The sequence below is a fragment of the Rhizobium sp. RM genome (assembly GCF_013390595.1).
Classification (GTDB): domain Bacteria; phylum Pseudomonadota; class Alphaproteobacteria; order Rhizobiales; family Rhizobiaceae; genus Agrobacterium.
Genome location: NZ_JACAWV010000012.1, coordinates 102,760 through 122,348, shown reverse-complemented (window position 1 = coordinate 122,348; position 19,589 = coordinate 102,760). Strand labels below are relative to the sequence as shown.

General features: G+C 55.5%; 18 protein-coding genes. 9 read left to right on the top strand and 9 right to left on the bottom strand.

Annotation, left to right across the window (positions count from 1 at the left end; genetic code table 11):
- Positions 1-71 precede the first annotated feature (71 nt).
- Positions 72-1,139, top strand: a complete 1,068-nt coding sequence (gene ligD, locus HWX89_RS13850; protein WP_138793965.1) for a non-homologous end-joining DNA ligase — start codon at positions 72-74, stop codon at positions 1,137-1,139.
- A 52-nt stretch (positions 1,140-1,191) separates the two neighbouring features.
- On the opposite strand, the gene HWX89_RS13845 is transcribed toward ligD, so the two are convergent.
- Complete coding sequence (locus HWX89_RS13845; protein WP_138793966.1) at positions 1,192-1,488, bottom strand: hypothetical protein; 297 nt, start codon at positions 1,486-1,488, stop codon at positions 1,192-1,194.
- 600 nt (positions 1,489-2,088) lie between these two features.
- Here HWX89_RS13845 and HWX89_RS13840 point away from each other — a divergent pair.
- The 6 genes from HWX89_RS13840 to HWX89_RS13810 all read left to right on the top strand — a co-directional run bounded on the left by HWX89_RS13840 (position 2,089) and on the right by HWX89_RS13810 (position 8,204).
- Positions 2,089-2,943, top strand: coding sequence for a DUF932 domain-containing protein (locus HWX89_RS13840; RefSeq protein WP_138793967.1), 855 nt, complete (start codon positions 2,089-2,091; stop codon positions 2,941-2,943).
- Positions 2,943-3,251, top strand: coding sequence for a hypothetical protein (locus tag HWX89_RS13835; RefSeq protein ID WP_138793968.1), 309 nt, complete (start codon positions 2,943-2,945; stop codon positions 3,249-3,251). The genes HWX89_RS13840 and HWX89_RS13835 overlap by 1 nt, the downstream gene beginning before the upstream one ends.
- Before the next feature lie 395 nt (positions 3,252-3,646).
- Positions 3,647-3,928 carry a hypothetical protein gene (locus tag HWX89_RS13830; protein ID WP_138793969.1) on the top strand — a complete coding sequence of 94 codons (282 nt, stop codon included), beginning with the start codon at positions 3,647-3,649 and terminating at the stop codon, positions 3,926-3,928.
- Positions 3,929-5,493: 1,565 nt separating this feature from the next.
- Positions 5,494-6,966, top strand: a complete 1,473-nt coding sequence (gene repC, locus HWX89_RS13820) for a plasmid replication protein RepC (protein ID WP_246705167.1) — start codon at positions 5,494-5,496, stop codon at positions 6,964-6,966.
- Positions 6,963-7,496: a thermonuclease family protein gene (locus HWX89_RS13815; protein WP_138793970.1), complete on the top strand. Its 534-nt coding sequence runs from the start codon at positions 6,963-6,965 to the stop codon at positions 7,494-7,496. The genes repC and HWX89_RS13815 overlap by 4 nt, the downstream gene beginning before the upstream one ends.
- 369 nt (positions 7,497-7,865) lie before the next feature.
- Positions 7,866-8,204, top strand: coding sequence for a DUF736 family protein (locus HWX89_RS13810; RefSeq protein ID WP_138793971.1), 339 nt, complete (start codon positions 7,866-7,868; stop codon positions 8,202-8,204).
- A 57-nt stretch (positions 8,205-8,261) separates the two neighbouring features.
- Here the strand turns inward: HWX89_RS13810 and HWX89_RS13805 are convergent, their stop codons facing one another.
- Positions 8,262-8,411, bottom strand: coding sequence for a hypothetical protein (locus HWX89_RS13805; protein WP_178340763.1), 150 nt, complete (start codon positions 8,409-8,411; stop codon positions 8,262-8,264).
- Positions 8,412-8,729: 318 nt separating this feature from the next.
- Between HWX89_RS13805 and HWX89_RS13800 the strand changes: the two genes are divergently transcribed.
- Positions 8,730-10,517, top strand: a complete 1,788-nt coding sequence (locus HWX89_RS13800) for a thiamine pyrophosphate-requiring protein (protein WP_138793972.1) — start codon at positions 8,730-8,732, stop codon at positions 10,515-10,517.
- Between the two features lie 552 nt (positions 10,518-11,069).
- On the opposite strand, the gene HWX89_RS13795 is transcribed toward HWX89_RS13800, so the two are convergent.
- Both HWX89_RS13795 and HWX89_RS13790 read right to left on the bottom strand, forming a co-directional pair.
- A complete protein-coding gene (locus tag HWX89_RS13795) occupies positions 11,070-11,774 on the bottom strand; it encodes a GGDEF domain-containing protein (protein ID WP_138793973.1) in 705 nt (234 codons plus the stop codon).
- A gap of 9 nt (positions 11,775-11,783) precedes the next feature.
- Entirely contained in the window at positions 11,784-12,353 is a 570-nt protein-coding gene (locus tag HWX89_RS13790) for a PAS domain S-box protein (RefSeq protein ID WP_138793974.1), read from the bottom strand.
- A 474-nt stretch (positions 12,354-12,827) separates the two neighbouring features.
- Here HWX89_RS13790 and HWX89_RS13785 point away from each other — a divergent pair, with 474 nt between their 5' ends.
- Positions 12,828-13,325 carry an NUDIX hydrolase gene (locus HWX89_RS13785; protein ID WP_138793975.1) on the top strand — a complete coding sequence of 166 codons (498 nt, stop codon included), beginning with the start codon at positions 12,828-12,830 and terminating at the stop codon, positions 13,323-13,325.
- 633 nt (positions 13,326-13,958) lie between these two features.
- Here the strand turns inward: HWX89_RS13785 and HWX89_RS13780 are convergent.
- From HWX89_RS13780 to HWX89_RS13760, 5 genes are all read right to left on the bottom strand, one after another.
- Positions 13,959-15,734, bottom strand: a complete 1,776-nt coding sequence (locus tag HWX89_RS13780; protein WP_138793977.1) for an ABC transporter ATP-binding protein — start codon at positions 15,732-15,734, stop codon at positions 13,959-13,961.
- Positions 15,735-15,921: 187 nt separating this feature from the next.
- Positions 15,922-16,941: a FecCD family ABC transporter permease gene (locus HWX89_RS13775; protein ID WP_353505679.1), complete on the bottom strand. Its 1,020-nt coding sequence runs from the start codon at positions 16,939-16,941 to the stop codon at positions 15,922-15,924.
- 38 nt (positions 16,942-16,979) lie between these two features.
- A complete protein-coding gene (locus tag HWX89_RS13770) occupies positions 16,980-18,023 on the bottom strand; it encodes a FecCD family ABC transporter permease (protein ID WP_138793978.1) in 1,044 nt (347 codons plus the stop codon).
- Positions 18,020-18,778: a siderophore-interacting protein gene (locus tag HWX89_RS13765; RefSeq protein ID WP_178340762.1), complete on the bottom strand. Its 759-nt coding sequence runs from the start codon at positions 18,776-18,778 to the stop codon at positions 18,020-18,022. Before HWX89_RS13765 ends, HWX89_RS13770 begins: the two co-directional genes overlap by 4 nt.
- Positions 18,771-19,553 carry an ABC transporter substrate-binding protein gene (locus HWX89_RS13760; protein WP_246705165.1) on the bottom strand — a complete coding sequence of 261 codons (783 nt, stop codon included), beginning with the start codon at positions 19,551-19,553 and terminating at the stop codon, positions 18,771-18,773. Before HWX89_RS13760 ends, HWX89_RS13765 begins: the two co-directional genes overlap by 8 nt.
- Positions 19,554-19,589 lie beyond the last annotated feature (36 nt).

Genomic DNA, 19,589 nt, shown 5'->3' with positions numbered 1-19,589 from the left:
ACTCCCCTCTGCTCCCCGAGAAGTATGAACGATGGAAAGGAGTTGTAAAAGCTTCGTGCTATTATGGGCCTATGAAGAAGCCCAAAACCGCACAGCCTCTTCTGAGGCATGACGAACCGCTGCGCTCAAAGGCTCGGCGTAAGCGCGATCCAGCGCAGCCGAACCTTCATCTTGATCCGATGCCAGCGCGGATCGAGCCATCGCTTGCCCTGCTCAAATCAAAACCGCCCAAGGGCGATGAGTGGGATTTCGAGGTGAAATGGGACGGCTATCGGATCGCCGTCCACATCGAGCACACCGGCATCCGTATTCTTACCAAGAGTGGTCACGACTGGACGCACCGGTTTCCGATTATCAAGGCTGCTGTCGAGAGGCTGCCGATTGCCAGCGCTATCATCGATGGCGAGGCGGTTGTCCTGGACGAACAGGGACGGTCCGATTTCGCTCTTTTGCAAAAATCGCTCGGAGGGGCTTCGGGTAAGGCGTCGTCGTCAGACGCAATTTTCGTCGCCTTCGACCTCCTCTATTTCGACGGCCACGATCTACGGAATGTTGAGCTAACCTCACGTAGACACATGCTCGAGGATCTCATTCCCGCAGAGACACCTGGCATCATGTTTTCTGAGACCATCGAAGCGGAAGGCGTTGAGCTTCTCGCATCCGCCTGCAACTTTGGCCTCGAGGGGATTATCGCGAAGCATCGCGATAGCCCCTATCGATCCGGCCGACATGGCGATTGGCTCAAAATCAAATGCGTCCAAAGCGAAAGCTTCTTTGTCGTCGGCTACGAACCCGCTTCCAGCGGGTTAGGAGGTATTGGAGCGCTGTTGCTGGCTGCTTACAAAGGTGAGGAGCTTTTCTACGTCGGTTCAGTCGGGACGGGCTTCAAGCAAAAACAGGCGCTCGACCTGCGTAAGATGTTGGACCGGCTGAAAGCAAAGCGGTCGCCAGTGCGTTACACCGGCACGCGGACAAGCGTGGTATGGGCTGAACCCACCATCATCGCGGAGGTCAATTTTCGAGGGTGGACGACTGCAGGTAAGCTGCGTCAGGCCTCGTTCAAGGGTATCCGAGAAATCCAGGACAATGCAGACGTATTCCGTGTCGATCATTTGTCGCCGGACGATCTAGCGGGCTAACGGACCGATAAACTCGAATGCGACAGCACCAACAAAACAAACAACAATTACGTTAAGAAGAACCAGTACCACGACGAGAATGGTTTCGGCGTTCATGCCCATTCCTTTCTCCATTGTGATGATTTCCAGCGTCAATACCGAACTCTTCCAGAGCAATTGAGCGCATGATCGTGAATACCGGTCGCTCTACGTCGTCCGCATCGATTATCTCTGGGACAGCATCAATCGTCTTCGCGATAGTGAGGTCGATCAGTTTGCGCTGGATCTCTGGGGACGATGAAAACAGGGAAGCCCAATCTTCGAGTGGGTCCTGAAACGGCGGAACGTCAATTTCTGATGGGTTAGACATGAAGCGCAGCCCCCTCCATTCAGCAGGCGGGAGCACATACTAACCCTCAGTTGCCACCGCCTACACAATCGATTGGTGCCAATGATTGTTGTGTACCACTTTCTGACACGAATGGGAATTGTGCCTTAACACCGACGACTTGTGGCAGCGAGGGGCCATCGCTTCGCGACCGCGCTCTATGGCTTCGCTCCGGAGCCGCCCGTTCGGCCGTCTCCGCCGTTCCGGTTACGATCACTTGTCCCGAAGGAATAAAGCGACCGCGTGAGCGGTCTCATTCGCAATGAGCATACGCTGCGCTTAATGCCGTTTCTCCCTGTCTGATTTCCCGCTCTACGATGGTTCGCAGGTCTCGCCAATGGGCAGGCAGGCTATCGCCTGTCCGTCTGTCAGAAAAACGGCTTTCACCGCCAGGGCGGCGAACCTTCCGTTTTTCAGCCAGCCGGACCCATGACTAGCCCCGCGCACCAACGGGGAGCGGGCTTCGCCCTTCCCCCTTCGTTCCGGTGGATGTGAGGGGCACATCCACCGGAACGGTGGGCGAAGGCTTCGCCCACTGCGGGGCTTGCTTCTCGGATTTCGGGAACCGTTGGAGAATTTGTTATGACCGTTTACACGCACACTGCACGTTTCGACACAGGCCGCGCTATGACCGAGGACGAAATGCGCAACATCGCACCGTCTATCTTTGCGACGTCCGCACATGAAAGCCGCTCCGAGCGCTTCCAGCCAATCCCGACGATTGAGATCCTGCGGGCGTTGACGGCTGAAGGCTTCGTACCAGTTGGCGCAAAGCAATCTGCCACCCGTACTGAAGGCAAGGCAGACTTCACAAAGCACCTCATCCGCCTTCGCCGCGTCGATGATGGCAAAACCTATCATGTCGGCGATACTGTTTGCGAAATCCTCCTGAAGAACGCCAACGACGGCACCAGCGCCTATGAATTGATGGCCGGATTGTTCCGCATCCGTTGCCTCAACTCGCTTGTCACGCAGACCGGCACGATTGAAGAGACCAAAGTCCGTCATTCTGGCGACGTACAGGGTAAAGTCATCGATGCGACCTACACGGTTCTAAAAGCCGCTGAAACCGCGCTGGTGGCCCCGCAAGACTGGTCTAGCCTGCGTCTTAACAGCGAAGAGAAAGAAATTCTCGCGCAGAGCGCCCACATGCTCCGGTTTGGTGATGCCGGTGGCGACACGACAACACCGATCAAGCCAGCGCAGCTTTTGACGCAGCGCCGCACCGGAGACCTTGGCGATGACCTCTGGACGACATGGAATGTTGTCCAAGAAAACGCCATTAAGGGCGGCATCAGGGCTTATGGTCGCGATGACCTTGGACGGCCTCGCAAGGTGAAGTCTCGCGCCGTGACGGGTATCGATCAGGATATCAAGCTGAACAAAGCCCTGTGGCATCTTGGAGCCAAGATGGCTGAATTGAAGGGCGCACGTTGATGCGCCCCACCTCTCCATTCACCCTTTCCGAGCTTTTCAACTGCTGTACGGGTTATGCGGAGCCGGATTGGCGCTTGTTCAATGGTCTCGAAATTAGCGATTGCGTCAACGTCGCGGAAGAAGGCACCAACGAAACATCGATTGTTGGCGGCATGTCACGTGACGAGGCGGAGTTTTTCACGGTTTACGGCCATTTGACCGCAGGCGGATGCGAGGCCATAACCGATTGCGACACGCTAGAATTGGCGCGGAAGGTTGGAGCGCATCTGTCGCAACTCAGCGGATTGACCGCTGAAATCTACTGCTAGAGACCATTAGAAAAGCGAAGGCCGAACGCGACGTGTCTCACAAACACTTGGGTCGCGTTCGGCCTTTGGTACGCGTCTGCAGATGACTGCAATCGCCAAAAGGCGTTTGGGCTGGCACCCACGTTCCCTTCTAGCTCTACAGTGCGCCAATTACTCGTGTTCTGCAACATCAGGCACTTGCCCCGCGAAAATTTTCGCTTAGGTGAGAGGCAGTGGAACTGCAGGAGATACGGCGGGACCACCGGCCGGGTTTACGAGGAACCCGGCCACCTTCGAAGGGCTCCCCTGAAGCCCCGCCCCTCGAACTCCCCACCCGCCCGCTTTGTTGAATTTCCATAATGTTCAGTTTGCATGATGAGCGCGATCTGATGCGTCGATTCATGGAGGGCAGCTGAATGGAATTTGAGCTTTGGGCATATCAGATCACGCCAGGTTCTGACGAAAGCCTCTATTTCGCATATACGGAAGAAGCATGCCGGCAAGCTGCCTTGGACCAGCGTGCTGAGGTCAAGCGGCTCGAGGCCGACGACCAACCTGAAATGACGGCTATGGCGCTTTACCGCTATAATTTTCGTGCGCTGACGGCTGCGGAAATGGTTGGGGTTCTGAACGGCGAGCTCACCATCATCGAAGCGTGCGCCGTGGACCGCAAACTCATCGGCCTGGTGGTCGACTAGTTCTGTCAGAGAGCATCTGAATTTCATTGATCATCGTCTTCCCTCCATGCCCTTGGTTTGAGCCGGAGCCAGAACGTGCTCACCAAAGCGCCGAAGTGACGGCGGAGGCTCCGGACGCGACCGCGGCCGAACTGAAGGGGCGGGGCAAAGCCCCGCTCGCGGTACGCGAATTTCTTGTAGACTGCGGAGAAGCGCGCTACGAGTGCGCTGCGAAGGAACGAAAGCGTCCCCCGAAAGGTAGCAATCTTACACAAACTGCTCCTAGTTTTCTTTCCTTCGCACCCTTTCGGCATCAAAATCGACGACCTAGCCGGCTAGAGTAGCGGCCAAAGAGGAAGCTTCTTTCCGCGCGGGCGCTTCGTCAGGTTTTTTCGAAATCCCGGTCTATCACAATGAAGTCGTCGCCGGCTTCCTGATCTAGTGTTTTGAGTTGTTTCCTGATCCAGCCGAAGCACAAAGTGATGTTGTCTTCTTCAAAGACGATTTCTTCTTTGTCGGCGCCTTTCCTGACGACTGCGTATCTCAAATGATTTCTCCACCCTCAATTAAAAAATGAATACCTGAATCCGAACTAAGTAGTGTCGCTAGTTAATAGGTCAGTTCTATAACAAAGCATCTGTGCTTTGTTTAGTTCCGCCTTGGCTAATTCTGGTTCTTCTTAAATTGACGAGGTGCAATAAGTCTCATGCTCGTCCCATGGAATGCGTTCCATTCGTATGCATTACTCTCCCCTCCCAGAAGGAAAAGGATGGTTCCCTCTTCCGCTGCTGGACTCTGGTTGCCTCCGCTCACATATGGGTCGGAATCTTGGAATTCGGAGCGAGCACCACGGAACTCGCGCGTTCCTATTTATCGAGGCTTGAGGCGCCTGTAGGAGAGTCAGTATGTCGGCCAGTCGAACTCGTTCGTGTAATGGCGCGCGCCCAACATTTGGCGCTGTTTCAAGCGATAGGTTGAGCATTGATTTGAGAGCAAGGGCGGTATAGCCCTAGGCAACGAGTTTTGAGAGCGGAAGCAGCAAGCGCGGAGCCAGCCCGCGCAACCAGAGAGGATTGGCCACTCTGGCCGAGGCAATGGCCTCGTTCTCAAAAGGAGGTAGCAAAATGTGGCTTATGCCCATTAGCGTTACCCTAGAAATGAAAAGAACCCGGAAGAGCTGGTCACTCACGATCCGGGTTCAATTCATATCCTAGGAAACGGAGCGTCGGGGAAACCCGGCGCTTCACTCCTGAACTCAATATAATCAGTTTCATCTCCCTTTCCAAGTCTTTCAAACGTCTCGCGCAGAAACCTTTTTTGGCTTTCTAGTATGCTCCACCATGCGTCACATGCGGAAATAAACATAAAAGGCGATTAAAAAACATTTGCTTTTTACTGACGTTGGCAATTGAGAACGGCGTTTGAGATCGCTGGAGTGACTATGTTTCCGCGGTATCCATGATAATGCGGGCCTTTTCGCCCTCACCGCGGTTTTTACAGGCAAAATCGAAGAAAGATTTGATAACGCTATTATGGTTTAATATGGTGCGCTGCGCTCGGGCGGAATCGCTGTCCGATGCTTGATCATGACCACGATGGAGATCACAGACAGGCACAAAAGAAAAACCGCTCCCGAACGAGTCCGGAAGCGGCTGGATGTAGAAAATCTAATAGCAAAGTCTTTTTCGCATCCTTCCGCCCCTAAGTCAAACATAAAACGCCGGTTCGGCGAACGGTATTTCTTTGCCTTGTCACAGCTTTTAGAAAGCGGGACGACAATGGGGACACCTATCAACTCACCACGGCCAAGCGGTCGCAGGATCACGCCTGATCGTGTGCGCTACGTCGCGATCGCCGAGCAAGCCGAACTCGGAACCGTTCAACGGTCCGAGCTGACGATACTTGTCGAGAAACTCGTATGTACAGGCCTTATCAACACGACCGAGACTGCTTTGCTGAGGTGCCTCATCAACACGGCTCCTAAAATCGCGTTTGAGAAAAACGGCCAGCCCGTGGTGTTCAAATCCAACCGGCAACTATCCTTCGAGATCGGTCGTTCCGAGAGCCGCGTAAGCGCGATTCTGTCGCGGCTTTTCGATGCCGGTTTAATCACGATGAAAGATAGCGGTAATTACAAGCGGTACTCTGAACGTTCCCTGGACGGCGGCACGACTGACGCATGCGGTGTTGACCTTCGCATCCTGGTTGCCCGTTACAGCGAACTTACAGAGTTGGTGAGAACGGCGCAGCTTGAGGAAGCGGCGACAAACGCGGCAGTGCGTCGATATCGCGGGAGCTTGCGCATGGTGCGTAATCTCATTGAAGAAGCTGAAGGTGCCGAGGCGACAGTAGCATCTTCAGTCCAACGTCGCCTGCAGCGAATAATCGGAAGTGTGGGCAAGCCGACTTGTGCACCAAGCATCCGCCTAAAGCGCGCGACCGCTCTTTTGGAGTGGATTGCAAAGCGAATCAGCGGCCTCGCGAAACACCAGAAACAGGCCCTTAGTGATGAAAAAACAAGATGCGTGTACCGCGAAAACAATAAGCACATACAGAATACAAACCCCTATCCCAATGTACACGGTAAGGAGGAACGGAGTTCGGCTTCCGCCGAACTACCCAACCTGCATAGGGCTGGCTCCGCCAGCAAATGGGCTTTGGAAGAAAGCCTGAGCAGCGAGGCCGAGCCAGGCAAGCGGCAGGTGCAGAGCACGGATGGCCATGTCGCACTTCAAGATTTGCTGCGTGCCACGCCAGTAATTACCCAAACTTGGGGCCTGCGCGTCACGTGTTGGTCAGATCTGATGCGGGCCGTACCTGAGATGGCTGTGATTGCCGGCATCTCCCCGGATGCTCGCGATCGGGCCATCAATCAGATGGGTAAACAGGCGGCCGCCGTGGCGATCGCCATCACACTTCAGAAACAGGATATGCAGGAAGTGACATCACCGGGCGGTTATTTGCGTGCCATGACCGAGCGAGCTGCTGCAGGTACGCTGCATCTTTCTCGATCCGTTCATGCGCTCGTTACTCGAAACATGGGCGGCGGCCTGACATGAGACTAGTTTTGATCGCGCTGGCAACAGCCTTGCTAGCACAGCCCGTCATTGCTGGATCGCTGCCCCCTCCCCTAACAATCTCCGGCACTGCCAGGGTCATCGATGGGGATACCATTAGCATACGCAAACAGCGTATTCGGCTCGCTGCGATTGATGCTTGCGAGGTGGATCAAACCGGCTTCCGTTGGGAAGTCGAATGGCTGTGCGGCAAGGCCGCCCGCAGTTTTATGCGCAGCATTGCAGATGGGAAGCATGTGGAGTGCCGTGTGATCGACATGGACCAATACCGCCGCTTGGTCGCACAATGCTTTGAAAGCGGCCGTGATGTCGGGCTAGCGATAGTCGCAGCGGGTTTGGCCGAGACGTTGTTTCGCTATCTTCCCAAGCAGCACCGAATGGAGCTGAAGGCGTATATCGCGGCTGAGCAACGGGCGAAGACGGCTGGGCTTGGAATTTGGTCTGCTGAGATCGAAAAGCCGTCCGAGTATCGACGGTCGCGCCGAAAAGCGCCAGCGTTCGGCCGTTCGTGAAAATGGGTGATTCTGAAATGGGTGAGTACGCCGATGTTCAGCTTGAACCGTGTGTGCCATGCCGATGGCTACGGGAGGACGTGGATGCCGGCACTGCAGGGCGAATGCTTCGTGTGCCACGAACACGACCGTCTGACCGCTGTGTTGGTGCACGTATTCCTCTGATCGGGTTGCTCAAAATGCCCGTTCGCATGGCGACGGCTCACTTGCAAAGCCAGCTCGCAAGAAATTTCCCCGCCTTCGGCTTCCTCGCGAGCCAAATTTATTCCGACCTGCCCTCCTCCGCTTTGCTGCGGCCCTACAGGTGCAGTGCTCCTTACCGCCATGCTTTGTGAACGATCATCGCAACCCCAACAAAGGAACACTACCATGACCAACAAGCTCACCAACTTCATCCAGTTCGAAAGCGACGACATCGCAAACGCCAAAGGCAACGGTCGGATTTCCACCCTCACCCACGACATCGAGATTTCGGCAGTACCCTTCCACTCAAACAACGAGAAAGCTCCAACGCACCGCGTGTTCGGAAAGTCACCCAAAGGTTACGAGCTTGAGGTCGGCGGCCTCTGGCAGGGCACGAACACCAACGGCGAAACGAAATTCACCCTCTCGATCAAGGAGATCAAATTTAACGCCAATCTTGGCCGGTTTGCCAATCAGGACGACCATTCACTGCAGGCTATCATTCCCTGGCAGCCGAAAGAGTAATCGACAGAAGCCCCCACTGAGGGGGCTTTTTTGACGGGGGTAAGGCGCTTGCGTCGTCTATGTCCGCTCGTCATTTTCTTCGTCCAGTTTTCGGTTTTTCTCGATACCCTTTTCAGCTTTTTCCTTCAGGGCTTGGCGGTTTTTGTCCGCAACCGCTGGATCAGAGCGTGCTGCGTCACTTTCCGGGTTGGGTGTCTTCTCAGGCATAGGGTTCCTTCCTCGCTTTTGCGTACGGCGATCCCAGCAAGCAAAAAATCACGCTTCGCATTTCGGTGGCTTACTGAACTCACGAACAGGAGACGAGCTTACGAGTTCCATGGAGTCCGGCAAATCTGAACCACCCATCGTGACAACGCTTATGCCGATATCGTCGCCATCAACCCTTTTCGGAATCGATCCGAAACCATTGCCTCACCGCACGGGGTAAGTTTGCACTTCATCGGAAGAATGAATGGAACTTATGAAGCGGTCGCCGGTTGCGGCCCCATCACCCCTGTCTTTTCCTCGCTGCAGAAAGAGCATTCCATGACGAAGACCGTTAGCGATTTCATCGTTTCCCGCCTATACGCATGGGGCGTTCGTAGGATGTATGGGTATCCCGGAGACGGCATCAACGGCGTTTTTGGAGCGCTCAACCGGGCGGAGGAAAAGATCGAGTTCGTGCAGGCCCGGCATGAAGAAATGGCGGCATTCATGGCCTCCGCTCACGCCAAATTCTCCGGTGAGCTCGGCGTCTGCATTGCCACGTCCGGACCAGGTGCATCTCACCTCATCACTGGTCTATATGACGCGAAGCTCGACCACCAACCCGTTCTGGCAATCGTTGGGCAGCAGGCCTTGAGCGCGCTGGGAGGCCACTACCAGCAGGAAGTCGACCTTGTGTCCTTGTTCAAGGACGTCGCCAGCGATTTCGTCCATCAAGCCACAACACCAGCTCAGGTCCGCCATCTCGTTGACCGGGCGGTGCGGATTGCGCTGGCCAATCGGGCAGTTACCGCGCTTGTGTTGCCGAACGACCTTCAGGACATGCCTTACGAAGACCCGCCACGCGTTCACGGGACCGTTCATTCTGGGGTGGGGTACCGGCCTCCGGACGTCATACCGCAGCAGGAAGACCTTCAGGCGGCTGCCGAGGTGCTCAACGCCGGCGAGCGGGTCGCCATTCTGGTCGGCGCTGGTGCGCTCAACGCGACAAACGAGGTGGTCGCCGTATCAGATCGTCTAGGCGCGGGGGCGGCAAAGGCGTTGCTCGGCAAGGCGGTACTTTCCGATCACCTGCCTTGGGTCACCGGCTCAATCGGCCTGCTTGGGACGGAACCATCCTGGGATCTCATGCGCGACTGCGACACGCTCCTCATGATTGGATCGGGATTTCCCTACTCGGAGTTCCTGCCCAAGGAAGGCCAGGCACGTGGCGTCCAGATCGACCTTCAACCGGGCATGCTGTCGCTGCGCTATCCGATGGAGGTCAATCTCGCCGGTGACGCGGCGTTTACCCTGCGGGCCCTGCTTCCTCTTCTTCAGCAGAAGGAAAACAAATGGCGTAGCGATATCGAGAAAAAAGTCGCCGACTGGTGGAAGCTTTTGGAGAGACGCGCCCATACCGAAGCCAAGCCGGTCAATCCACAGCTTGTAGCTTGGGAATTGTCGCCTCGTCTTCCAGACAACGTTATCCTGACGAGCGACAGCGGCTCCTGCGCTAATTGGTATGCTCGCGATATCAAGATGCGCCCGGGAATGAAGGGCTCGCTGTCTGGGGGACTGGCATCGATGGGTGCGGCGGTGCCTTACGCGATCGCGGCAAAATTCACGCACCCCGATCGGCCCGTGATCGGCTTGGTTGGCGACGGTGCCATGCAAATGAGCAACATGGCTGAGATGATCACCGTGGCGAAATACTGGAAGGGTTGGAGCGACCATCGCTTCGTCATCTGCGTGTTCAATAACGAAGACCTGAATCAGGTGACATGGGAACAGCGGGTGATGGAGGGCGATCCAAAATTCGAAGCATCCCAGGGCATCCCCGACGTACCTTATCATCGCTTCGCCGAGCTGATTGGTCTCAAGGGGATATTCGTCGACCGCCCGGAAAATCTCGGACCCGCCTGGGATGAGGCTCTGGCATGCGACCGACCGGTTATTCTTGAGGTGAAGACTGACCCTGAAGTGCCGCCGCTGCCACCGCATTTTACCATCAAGCAGATCAAGAACATGGCGTCGACACTTGCCCAAGGTGATCCTAACCAACGCGGCGTCATCCGGGGAACCGTGCGTCAGGTCCTGAGCTCGGTCCTGTCGGGCAGGGACAAATAACGAACGAAGGGCACAAACATGACTGCCAGGACAAAAAAGTGGTCACATAACGGGCTGGATATGCTCGTCTGACCAAGCCTATGCTCTTGCAGAGACATGAATCTACGACCTTGATCTTGGTCGCTTGCCGTAAGGCAAAAACAAGCGGCTGGAGTATGAGGGTGTCTGTCTGCTCTTCAACGGTTATGGTCGCTGCCTGACGGTGCATCTACCTTCGTTGACGGGGCTTCAGACAGGTTCGAACGTGACGGCAATTCATCAGCCCGCTGTGAAGTTCACTTCACGGACTGGCCAGCGCGAAGTAGCACCCAACGATGATGATCGCTATGAGAGATAGTAACAAGATTATCAAGTCGACAACTTTTCGACCGTAATTTTGAATGCCAGAAATCCGACGCTTGCTCCTTATTTCTGCTTCAGGACGGTTGTACACGGAGCGTCCTATCGAACTTGTGGCTATTCGGTGTGATGATAAACATGTCTACACTCCGAGCAGGTATCTCTATTCGAGGCTCGCTTATTGCCAGATTTGTGACTTGTGCCGGATGACCGTTACAAGCCTGTCGATGGCTCCTCTGGCTGAAACCGAACGAGATCCTTTCCTGCCGCCTTTGCTTCGTAAAGAAAAGCATCCGCTCGTTCGATCAGGCTGGACAGATCATCTTTCACTGGCGTCCATATTCCGCCAATGCTACTGCGAACAATTGCCGCCTTGTCGTAAATTGAGACAGGATCTCTCAAGCGGTGGAGGATACGGTTCGCAGCCCCCTTCCCAGCTAACCGATTACCCGGAATGATTACCACGAACTCATCCCCGCCAGTACGAGCGATTAGATCTTGTCTCCTTACAGCGGACGATAGGCGCGCGGCGGTAGTTTTCAGGACAATGTCGCCCGCCGCATGACCATATGCGTCATTCACTTCTTTGAAGCCGTCAAGATCAAGCGCGAGGACGGAATATCCGTCTGCCGATTGGAGTGAAGAAAAGGCTATTGCCAGCCCGCGCCGATTCAAGAGGGTCGTGAGGGGATCCGTCCGAGATCTCTCCTCAAGTATCTCGATGTGTCGGCGTTCGTCAGTGAAGTCGATGGCCATTCCGACAATCTTCGTCGGATTTCCGTCACCATCGCGCAAAAGTCTTCGATCGCACCGCATCCAGCGTTCGCCTTGAATTGTTTCTAAACGATACTCGGCCACATTCTGATCGAGCTTACCGGCGATCAGAGGGGAGAGGTCTGCTTGAGCGCCATCGTCCACATTGACTCTTTAAAGATAGCGCTCGAGATCTAGCCGTGCGGCGGTTGGCCCACCTATATACTGGGCCAACCTATCAGACGTTTCAAACTTTCCGGAGATAATGTCCATTTGCCAAAACCCGCCGCGAATGGCTTCGAGCGCCAGTTCAAGCTGCGCTGCGCGCTCGGTCAGCTGACGTTCGTGCTCTTTATGTCGTGTTACGTCTTCGATCTGAGATATGACGCGTACAACCTCACCTTCCGCATTACGCATGGCGGCGACATGGATCAGTACGTGCACAATCTCTCCGTCCGGCCGCAAATAACGTTTCTCGATCGTATAGCCGTCTCGGGCGCCGCGAAGGACCTGCTCAAATAGGATCACATCCGCCTCGATGTCATCCGGGTGGGTAAAGTCCCGAAAATGTGAACCCAAGACTTTCTCAACAGGTACGGAGAGCAGTTTCGCAAAGGCAGTATTGCCTCTGATGATACGTCCCTCAGTGTCGACAAGAGCGATCCCGATCGGTGCGTTCTCAAATGCGAAATCGAAAAGTGCAAGCCGCGTCTCGGGATCGTCCGATGTGTAAGGTTCTTCCACCTTCGCGTCTCCGAAAACATAATGTGGTTTGGTACTTCTAGCATTCTCAGTGCCTAAGCTAAGATTTCTGAACGTGCTCCCGCTCTCCTCTCAACCCAATCACCCGACATTCCCACCAGCGGTGAATTGTTGGCGTCCTGCGCGTTTCTGTCCTTCAACGGGGCCAGTTTTACGTTCAATTCCTGCGCGCTTTTCCGCTGAGATATATTCCACAGAACTCGCCGACCTAATGAAAGTTCCTGAGAGCGAGAGGAGCCGGGGTGAACGAGCTAGCTGAGCCATGTGGGGCGGAGATGACGAATCTGGACCGTCATCGCCTACTTGTGGCCACTCGTTGATAACGTACGGTCAGAGCCTCAGACCGGTTTCGTAGCCGACGCTGTTTTTTCATAGAGACTGGAGCGTGTTCGCTTTCGGGAACAAATGAGCATCACGGTACTTAGGGCCGACTAGCGGGTTGAAGGTAAAACGGCCATGGGTTTTCGGAGAAATGTCGATTGGATGTTTGCTAATTGCCGAAGCGCTCGTAAGATCTGCCAACAAGCAGCGGCTGCTTGCTGCCACTTTACCCCGGCGGGAGAGTTGCAGGTGCTTCTCATAACAAGTCGCGATACTGGTCGTTGGATATTGCCAAAAGGTAACATTCATCGCAGCGAACCTGCGCACCGAGCCGCTAGGCGGGAGGCGACTGAGGAAGCAGGCATTCGAGGCAAGGTGCTAAAAAAGCCGATAGGATTTTATTCGTACAACAAAGACGGCGAGCGCGAATTTATGGTGTCGGTCCACCTTCTGCGGGTTAAGGGCGAGTATGATCTTTATCCAGAAATTGGGCAAAGAAAGCGGTCTTGGGTCAGGCCGCTAGATGCGGCTCGGCTTGTTAATGAGCCCGAGCTCTCAGAAATCCTGATATTGCTATCTCAACTGGAAAAACTCGCACTACAAAATGCCGATATTGCGGATTTTTCTCTTTAAACCACGCCGTCGTTGCGGTTGGGTCATTGGATATTAAAAATCAGAAAATTCTAATATTGCGGTTTGCACTCGCTCAGTTTATGTCGACCATTATTGCGATCCGCTCTAGAGCACCGCGATTCAAGGTCCACCGCTTGGCGGAGCGGTGGGCCTCCCGCAAGCTCTGGTCATCTCAAGGGCTGTCTGCCGCTTGGCGCGCGTCAGAATAAAGTCTCTGGACAAAGACCGTCATTGTTTACAGCAAATGCGGATCCGCAAATTTCCAAAACGCTTCGAGCCTCGCCAAGTGCTTCTGCGAAACGATCCGGGTTTTCGTTCTGTGGAAGACGGGTTTGCAGGCTGAGTGGCCTATCCCCCCGCTCTTGATACGGATCGAATCCGGCTCCGAGCGCTGACCTAGCTCGGCGAGCATAGTTTGGTACAGGAGATCAACGGATTTCATGAGCCCGGTTCCGACGTTATACAGGACCGCGGCGCGCCAGAACTTCGTGGTGATAACCCTACAGCGCAGAGTGGCTTTCAAAGTAGAAAATCGACATAGGCGTCCGAGTTTTGGCCAAGCGGGTTCGAGGACACGTGCTGAGCAGTTTTCAAAGCCGCTACCAAAATAGATAGCGCACCAGCGCTCATCTGTTACTCACCAACAATTGAAGCGGTGGATGTGCGTCGGTCATGAGCAGTGGCGAAACCGCCTTGCGCGGCCTGAAGCTGGTTGTAGCGGCCATCCTTTCGGGCGATTAGTTCGGAATGGCTCCCGTGCTCAACAATCCGGCCCTCTTCGACCACGACGATACGATCGGCGTTGGCGATCGTGGCAAGCCGATGAGCGATCACGAACGTTGTGCGTCCCTCGGACAGTTCTGCGAGCGATTGTTGGATAGCCCGCTCAGTCTCACTGTCGAGAGCCGACGTCGCCTCATCAAGGATCAAGATTGGCGGGTTCTTCAAGAAGATCCGAGCGATGGCGAGGCGCTGTTTCTGTCCCCCTGAAAGCTTGACCCCGCGTTCGCCAATGATCGTGCTGAGACCGGCAGGAAGCGATGCGATAACCCCTTCAAGCCGTGCGCGACGGACTGCTTCTACGATCTCCGCGTCCGTAGCGTCGAGTTTACCGTAAGCGATGTTATCTCGGATCGTGCCAGCAAACAGGAACACGTCCTGCTGCACGATGCCGATATTGGAGCGCAAGGACTTCAATCCAATATCGCGAACGTCGATGCCGTCGATCAGGATTGCGCCGCCCGTCACATCGTAAAAGCGCGGCAGCAACGAGCAGATGGTCGTCTTTCCCGCGCCGGACGGACCGACGAATGCGACGGTCTCCCCTGCCCTGACGGAGAGGTTTAGGCCATCAATAACTTGCCTGTCGGAAGCGTAGCCGAAACGGACGTCGCGATAGTCGATGTCGCCTTTCACCCGCTCGAGGGACTTCGCGTCATTGCGGTCGGTTATATCAGGTCTTGCATCAAGGAACTGCGTGTATCGCTGGAAACCGGCGATGCCCTTCGAATACGTTTCTATGATGGAAATGATCTTTTCGATGGGCCGAAAGAAGACGCCAACCAGAAGCAGGAAGCCGACGAAGCCGCCAGCGGTCAGTTCGCCACGCGCAACAAACCATGCGCCTGCCAGCATCACCACAACCTGAACAAAGCGCATTGAAAGATAGGAAAGCGACATGGATGCCGCCATCACCTTGTAGGCTTCCAGCTTGGTCGTCAGGTAGTTTTGGTTGTTCTCAGCAAACAGTTTCCGTTCGTGTTCCTCGTTCGTGAAAGACTGCACCACGCGTATGCCGCCAACATTCTCCTCAATACGGGCATTGAACTCCGCAACACGGCCATAAAGCGAACGCCAGGCTGCAGTCATGCGCTTGCTGTAGCGGGCAGCGAGTATCGCAGTAAATGGAACGACTGTTGCGGTGATAAGTGCCAACGGCACATGCACCCACAACATGAGGGCAAAAGCTCCGATCAGGGTCATGATGGCGATGAACAGGTCTTCCGGACCGTGATGGGCGACTTCACCAATCTCCTCCAGATCTTTGGTCAGCCTTGCAACCAAATGACCGGTCTTCTGATTGTCGAAAAAGCTGAAGGAGAGCTTCTGTAGATGGTCGAAGGATTTTCGACGCATTTCAGTCTCGATCTTAAGGCCAAGCATGTGGCCCCAGTAGGTAACAATGACCTGAAGACCGGCATTAATTAGATAGATCAAAAACAGGCCAACAGAGGCAAGCGCAATCAACCCGAGTTGGTTGGTCGGCAAGAGCTTGTCGATGAACAAGGTCACCGCGACCGGAAACGCCAGTTCCATTAGACCGGCGGCAACTGCACTCGAAAAATCCAGAGCGAGGAGTGCGCGATGGGGGCGATAGTAAGCGGCGAAGCGTTTCAGCAGATCAATCACGATGCCGCTCCTTCCTCGGACGACAAGTTGGAAGCAGCATAGATTTTCCGCAGGGTTTCAGGCCATCGGATTGCGAGGAAGGAGTTGTCGGGGATAGAGACGGATAGACTTCCGGAGGTCATGTGTTCGCTGTAGCGCAGCGCCATATTCTCCGCGCAAAGTCGATCTGCACGACCATGACAAAAGGTCATTTGCGGCGCTCCTGTATCAATAACCAGATGAAGTAAAGTCCGCCGATGCTGACCGTCATGACGCCTACAGGAAGCTGTGTGACAAACACATGCTGTGCAGCCCAATCGGCAACCAGAAGCAGGAGCCCTCCCATAAGTGCGGGCGGAATGAGCCCTGCACCTGTCGAGCGGGTCAGCCGCCGTGCGATCTGGGGAGCGGCCAGCGCGATAAAGGAGATCGGTCCTGCCGCCGCCGTTACTATGGCCGTCAGCGCCACGCCGAGTACCATCAGGCCTAACCGGGTTTTGTTGGGATTCACCCCGGAAGCTCTTGCCGCGTCGTCACCCATCTCGAGCTGACGCATCGGGCGCGACAGCACGAGGGTCAGAGGGATAACGATGCAAAGCACGATGGCGACGGGCAAGAGCTGATCGAACCCAAGGCCATTCAACGAGCCTGCGCCCCAAATAGCGGCGGAGATGGCAACCTGAAGATCCGCTTCGCGGACCATCCATGCGTTGAAGGCGGAAAGCATGGCGGCAACTCCAATGCCGACAATAATCAACCGGAAGCCCTGTACACCGCGTCGATAGGCGAGAAGATAGACAGCCATCGCGGTGAGGATGCCACCAATCAGGGCACCTGCCGCGATTTCGAAGTAACCACCCGACAGAAGCAGGATAACCACAAGCGCACCAGTATAGGAGCCTGACGAGAAACCAATGATATCCGGGCTCCCAAGCGGGTTGCGGGTTAGACTCTGGAAGATCGCTCCGCTCATGCCCAGTGCACCGCCGAGCAGAAAGGCCAGTGCCACACGCGGCAAACGCCATTCCACAACGATCATTCGTACTTGATCGTCACCGCGACCTGTGAGAGCGCCCAGTACGTCAACGAGCGCGATCGGATATTTGCCGCTCGTCAATGACACGACCGAGATGCCGAGCGCGAGTGCTGCAAGCAAGAGGCCAATGGAGATTGAAAGCGTGTCTAACCGAGCCGATAGCCGGTCGCCGAAACAGCGAATGACACGCACGGAGCTTCCGAATTCAATATGAGATCGTAGCGCTTTCCTCACAGGCCACTCACTTTCCTGCGCCGCGCCAGAAAGATAAGAGCGGGGGCTCCGATAAATGCGGTGACGATACCCGCCTCGAGTTCGCTTGGAAACAGTATCAGGCGTCCGGAAATATCAGCGGCGATAAGCAACGCTGCCGCGTAGACCATTGTTAGGGGGATGATCCTGCGTTGATCTGGACCGACAAGCCAGCGCACCACATGCGGCACCATAAGGCCAACGAAACCAATAGGGCCAGCTGCAGCCGTTCCGGCTCCTGCCAGAAGGGTCACGGCGATGAGTGTGAGGATACGAGCGCGAAAAATGTTAGACCCGAGTGATCGGGCTAGATCGTCGCCAAGTGCGACGGCATTTAATGAATAAGCAGCAATCAGCGCGATCAGTAAACCGGCTGCGATGAAAGGAGCGACTACCACCACGACTTCCATGTTCCTGCCAGCAACGGAGCCGATGGACCATAATCGCATTGCATCGAAGGCCTGAGGATCGAGCAACCTGATTGCGGAGCCGATGCCGCCGAGGACGGCCGACAGTGCGACACCGGAAAGCACTAGGCGCTCGGGCGTCGCCCCGTCACGGCCCGTCGCCCCGAGGGCGTATACAGCAACAGTAACAAAAATCGCTCCAATGAAGGCAAACCACAGATAGGTGTCAATCGACTGCCAGCCGAACAACCCGATCGCCACCGTCACCGAGAAAGCCGCACCCGCATTGACCCCGAGAATGCCTGGATCTGCCAACGGATTGCGCGTTACCGCCTGAATTAATGCGCCGGAGACACCGAAAGCAGCGCCACAAAGCAAGCCGAGCAAAGTCCTCGGCAAACGGTAATCGTGGACGATTATGTGATCGGGGAGGTTGGGATTGTAAGCAATAAGAGCGGTTAGGACGGACGCCGGAGCAACCGGCCTCGCTCCAGCGAGTAAGCTCACTGCCGCCATAATGAGGACAAGCAGTACGCCTCCCGTCATCACCCCTGCTCTGGACCTAGCGCGGATCGCCGCTTTAGGAATCTCGACGTTTGACTTGGCCGTGCTCATCCCCGCGACTGTCCTTCGATCCAGTAGCCGACGGATGTTATTCTTTCCTTGTCGATCCCCTTAACATCACGGAAATGCTTGCGCACGTCTGAAGCGGCCGTCGCTTCGCCGGCAATATAGAGATATCCTTCTCCATCCGGCAGCGTGATAGCCTGAGCGATGTCCAGCAGACGGGTTGGTTTAAGGTCCTTTCCAAAACTATCGTACCAGTGAAGCGTTACCCCGCGCCCAACTGGCAGTTCCTGCCTGTCGTCATGATGCGGCAGTTCGACATGCGCCGAGATCGTGTTTAATGCCCCCCGCTCTTCGATAATTCGCGCTACGGCGGGTAAGCCGGTAATATCAGCCAGCAATACGGTCCATCCCGCATCGCTCGGCGGGGTGAAGCGCCCAAACGGTGCGCTGACGACGATGCGATCACCGGGAAAGGCTTTCCTTGCCCAATCGGCGGCGATACCACCTTCGTGGACGACAAATTCGATCGTCAATACGCTTAACCCCGGCATCCATTTCCGCACCGTATAGGGCCGGGCCGGAGATAGTTCACAGGCCGGGGGAGCTTTCCATTTCCCGTCCAGCAAGATCGGCAGATCGACCTGCCCGCCTGGCTCGGTAGGAAACATCAAACGTGTCCACTCGTCCGGCCGTCCGCTCGAGCGGAATTCGGCGAGACCTTTGCCCCCGAAGTCGATGCGGATCATGTTGGGAGAAACGCGAACAACTGAGAGTACCTCAGCAATGAAATACTCACTCATGAGGGGAGCCTCCGCTGTTCTCCGCTCGTTCTGCAGCTTGAGCCAGCCGCGGAACGATCTTTGGAATCTCATAGGGAATGGAGAGAACACTCAGCGCGGACATTGCCCAGACCGAGGTGGGATCGGTCAGAGGGACGTAGCTGCCACGTTCAACGACCTTTAGCGTGCGAAACAACGGCTGGTGTTCTGCGACGCTTTGGTTTCCACCCGTGTACCACATGATAAGAATGTCGGCATCCAGGCGGTTTAGTTGTTCACCGCTTAATGCCAGCAGCGTCTTACGGGGGTAATGGGTTGATAACGATGCGATCCCTGGGGCCAGCTTCAAACCAAGCTTTTCGAACGCAGCCACGCGCGGATCGGCGGAGAGGTAGACGGAGAACCCGTTGAAGTAGGTTCCGATTGCAAAGGTCTTGCCGGTAAGAACGGGATTTTCCGCGCGTGTCGCTGCAAGGACACGCTCGACACTTGTCACAAGGTTGGCGGCTGCGTCTGGACGACCAAGGGCTTCTCCTACCAGTTCGGTCTGCTCCTCAAGGCTTGCCTGCCACGGTCCTGATCGATAGACGATGGTCGGTGCGATCCTGGAAAGCATCCTGTATTCGTTGGAATTTACTCCAGACGAGACGGCGAGGATCAGGTCAGGCCGGAGGCGTGCGACCTCCTCGAAGTCCAGATAGATACCCGTGAAGAGAGACGGTTTAATCTCACTCAGCCGTTCCTCGTTCCAGGGGGCAATGCCGCTCTTGAAAATGGGGCGCCGTGGCATCCACATCGGCGGTTTTCCCAGTGCGATGGCAATATCTTCTGA

Bases quoted from the DNA above. Each gene is read 5' to 3' on its own strand.
- ligD (WP_138793965.1), top strand. From the start codon at position 72: ATGAAGAAGCCCAAAACCGCACAGCCTCTTCTGAGGCATGACGAACCG.
- HWX89_RS13845 (WP_138793966.1), bottom strand. From the start codon at position 1,488: ATGTCTAACCCATCAGAAATTGACGTTCCGCCGTTTCAGGACCCACTC.
- HWX89_RS13840 (WP_138793967.1), top strand. From the start codon at position 2,089: ATGACCGTTTACACGCACACTGCACGTTTCGACACAGGCCGCGCTATG.
- HWX89_RS13835 (WP_138793968.1), top strand. From the start codon at position 2,943: ATGCGCCCCACCTCTCCATTCACCCTTTCCGAGCTTTTCAACTGCTGT.
- HWX89_RS13830 (WP_138793969.1), top strand. From the start codon at position 3,647: ATGGAATTTGAGCTTTGGGCATATCAGATCACGCCAGGTTCTGACGAA.
- repC (WP_246705167.1), top strand. From the start codon at position 5,494: ATGACCACGATGGAGATCACAGACAGGCACAAAAGAAAAACCGCTCCC.
- HWX89_RS13815 (WP_138793970.1), top strand. From the start codon at position 6,963: ATGAGACTAGTTTTGATCGCGCTGGCAACAGCCTTGCTAGCACAGCCC.
- HWX89_RS13810 (WP_138793971.1), top strand. From the start codon at position 7,866: ATGACCAACAAGCTCACCAACTTCATCCAGTTCGAAAGCGACGACATC.
- HWX89_RS13805 (WP_178340763.1), bottom strand. From the start codon at position 8,411: ATGCCTGAGAAGACACCCAACCCGGAAAGTGACGCAGCACGCTCTGAT.
- HWX89_RS13800 (WP_138793972.1), top strand. From the start codon at position 8,730: ATGACGAAGACCGTTAGCGATTTCATCGTTTCCCGCCTATACGCATGG.
- HWX89_RS13785 (WP_138793975.1), top strand. From the start codon at position 12,828: ATGGGTTTTCGGAGAAATGTCGATTGGATGTTTGCTAATTGCCGAAGC.
- HWX89_RS13770 (WP_138793978.1), bottom strand. From the start codon at position 18,023: ATGAGCACGGCCAAGTCAAACGTCGAGATTCCTAAAGCGGCGATCCGC.
- HWX89_RS13765 (WP_178340762.1), bottom strand. From the start codon at position 18,778: ATGAGTGAGTATTTCATTGCTGAGGTACTCTCAGTTGTTCGCGTTTCT.
- HWX89_RS13760 (WP_246705165.1), bottom strand. From the start codon at position 19,553: ATGTGGATGCCACGGCGCCCCATTTTCAAGAGCGGCATTGCCCCCTGG.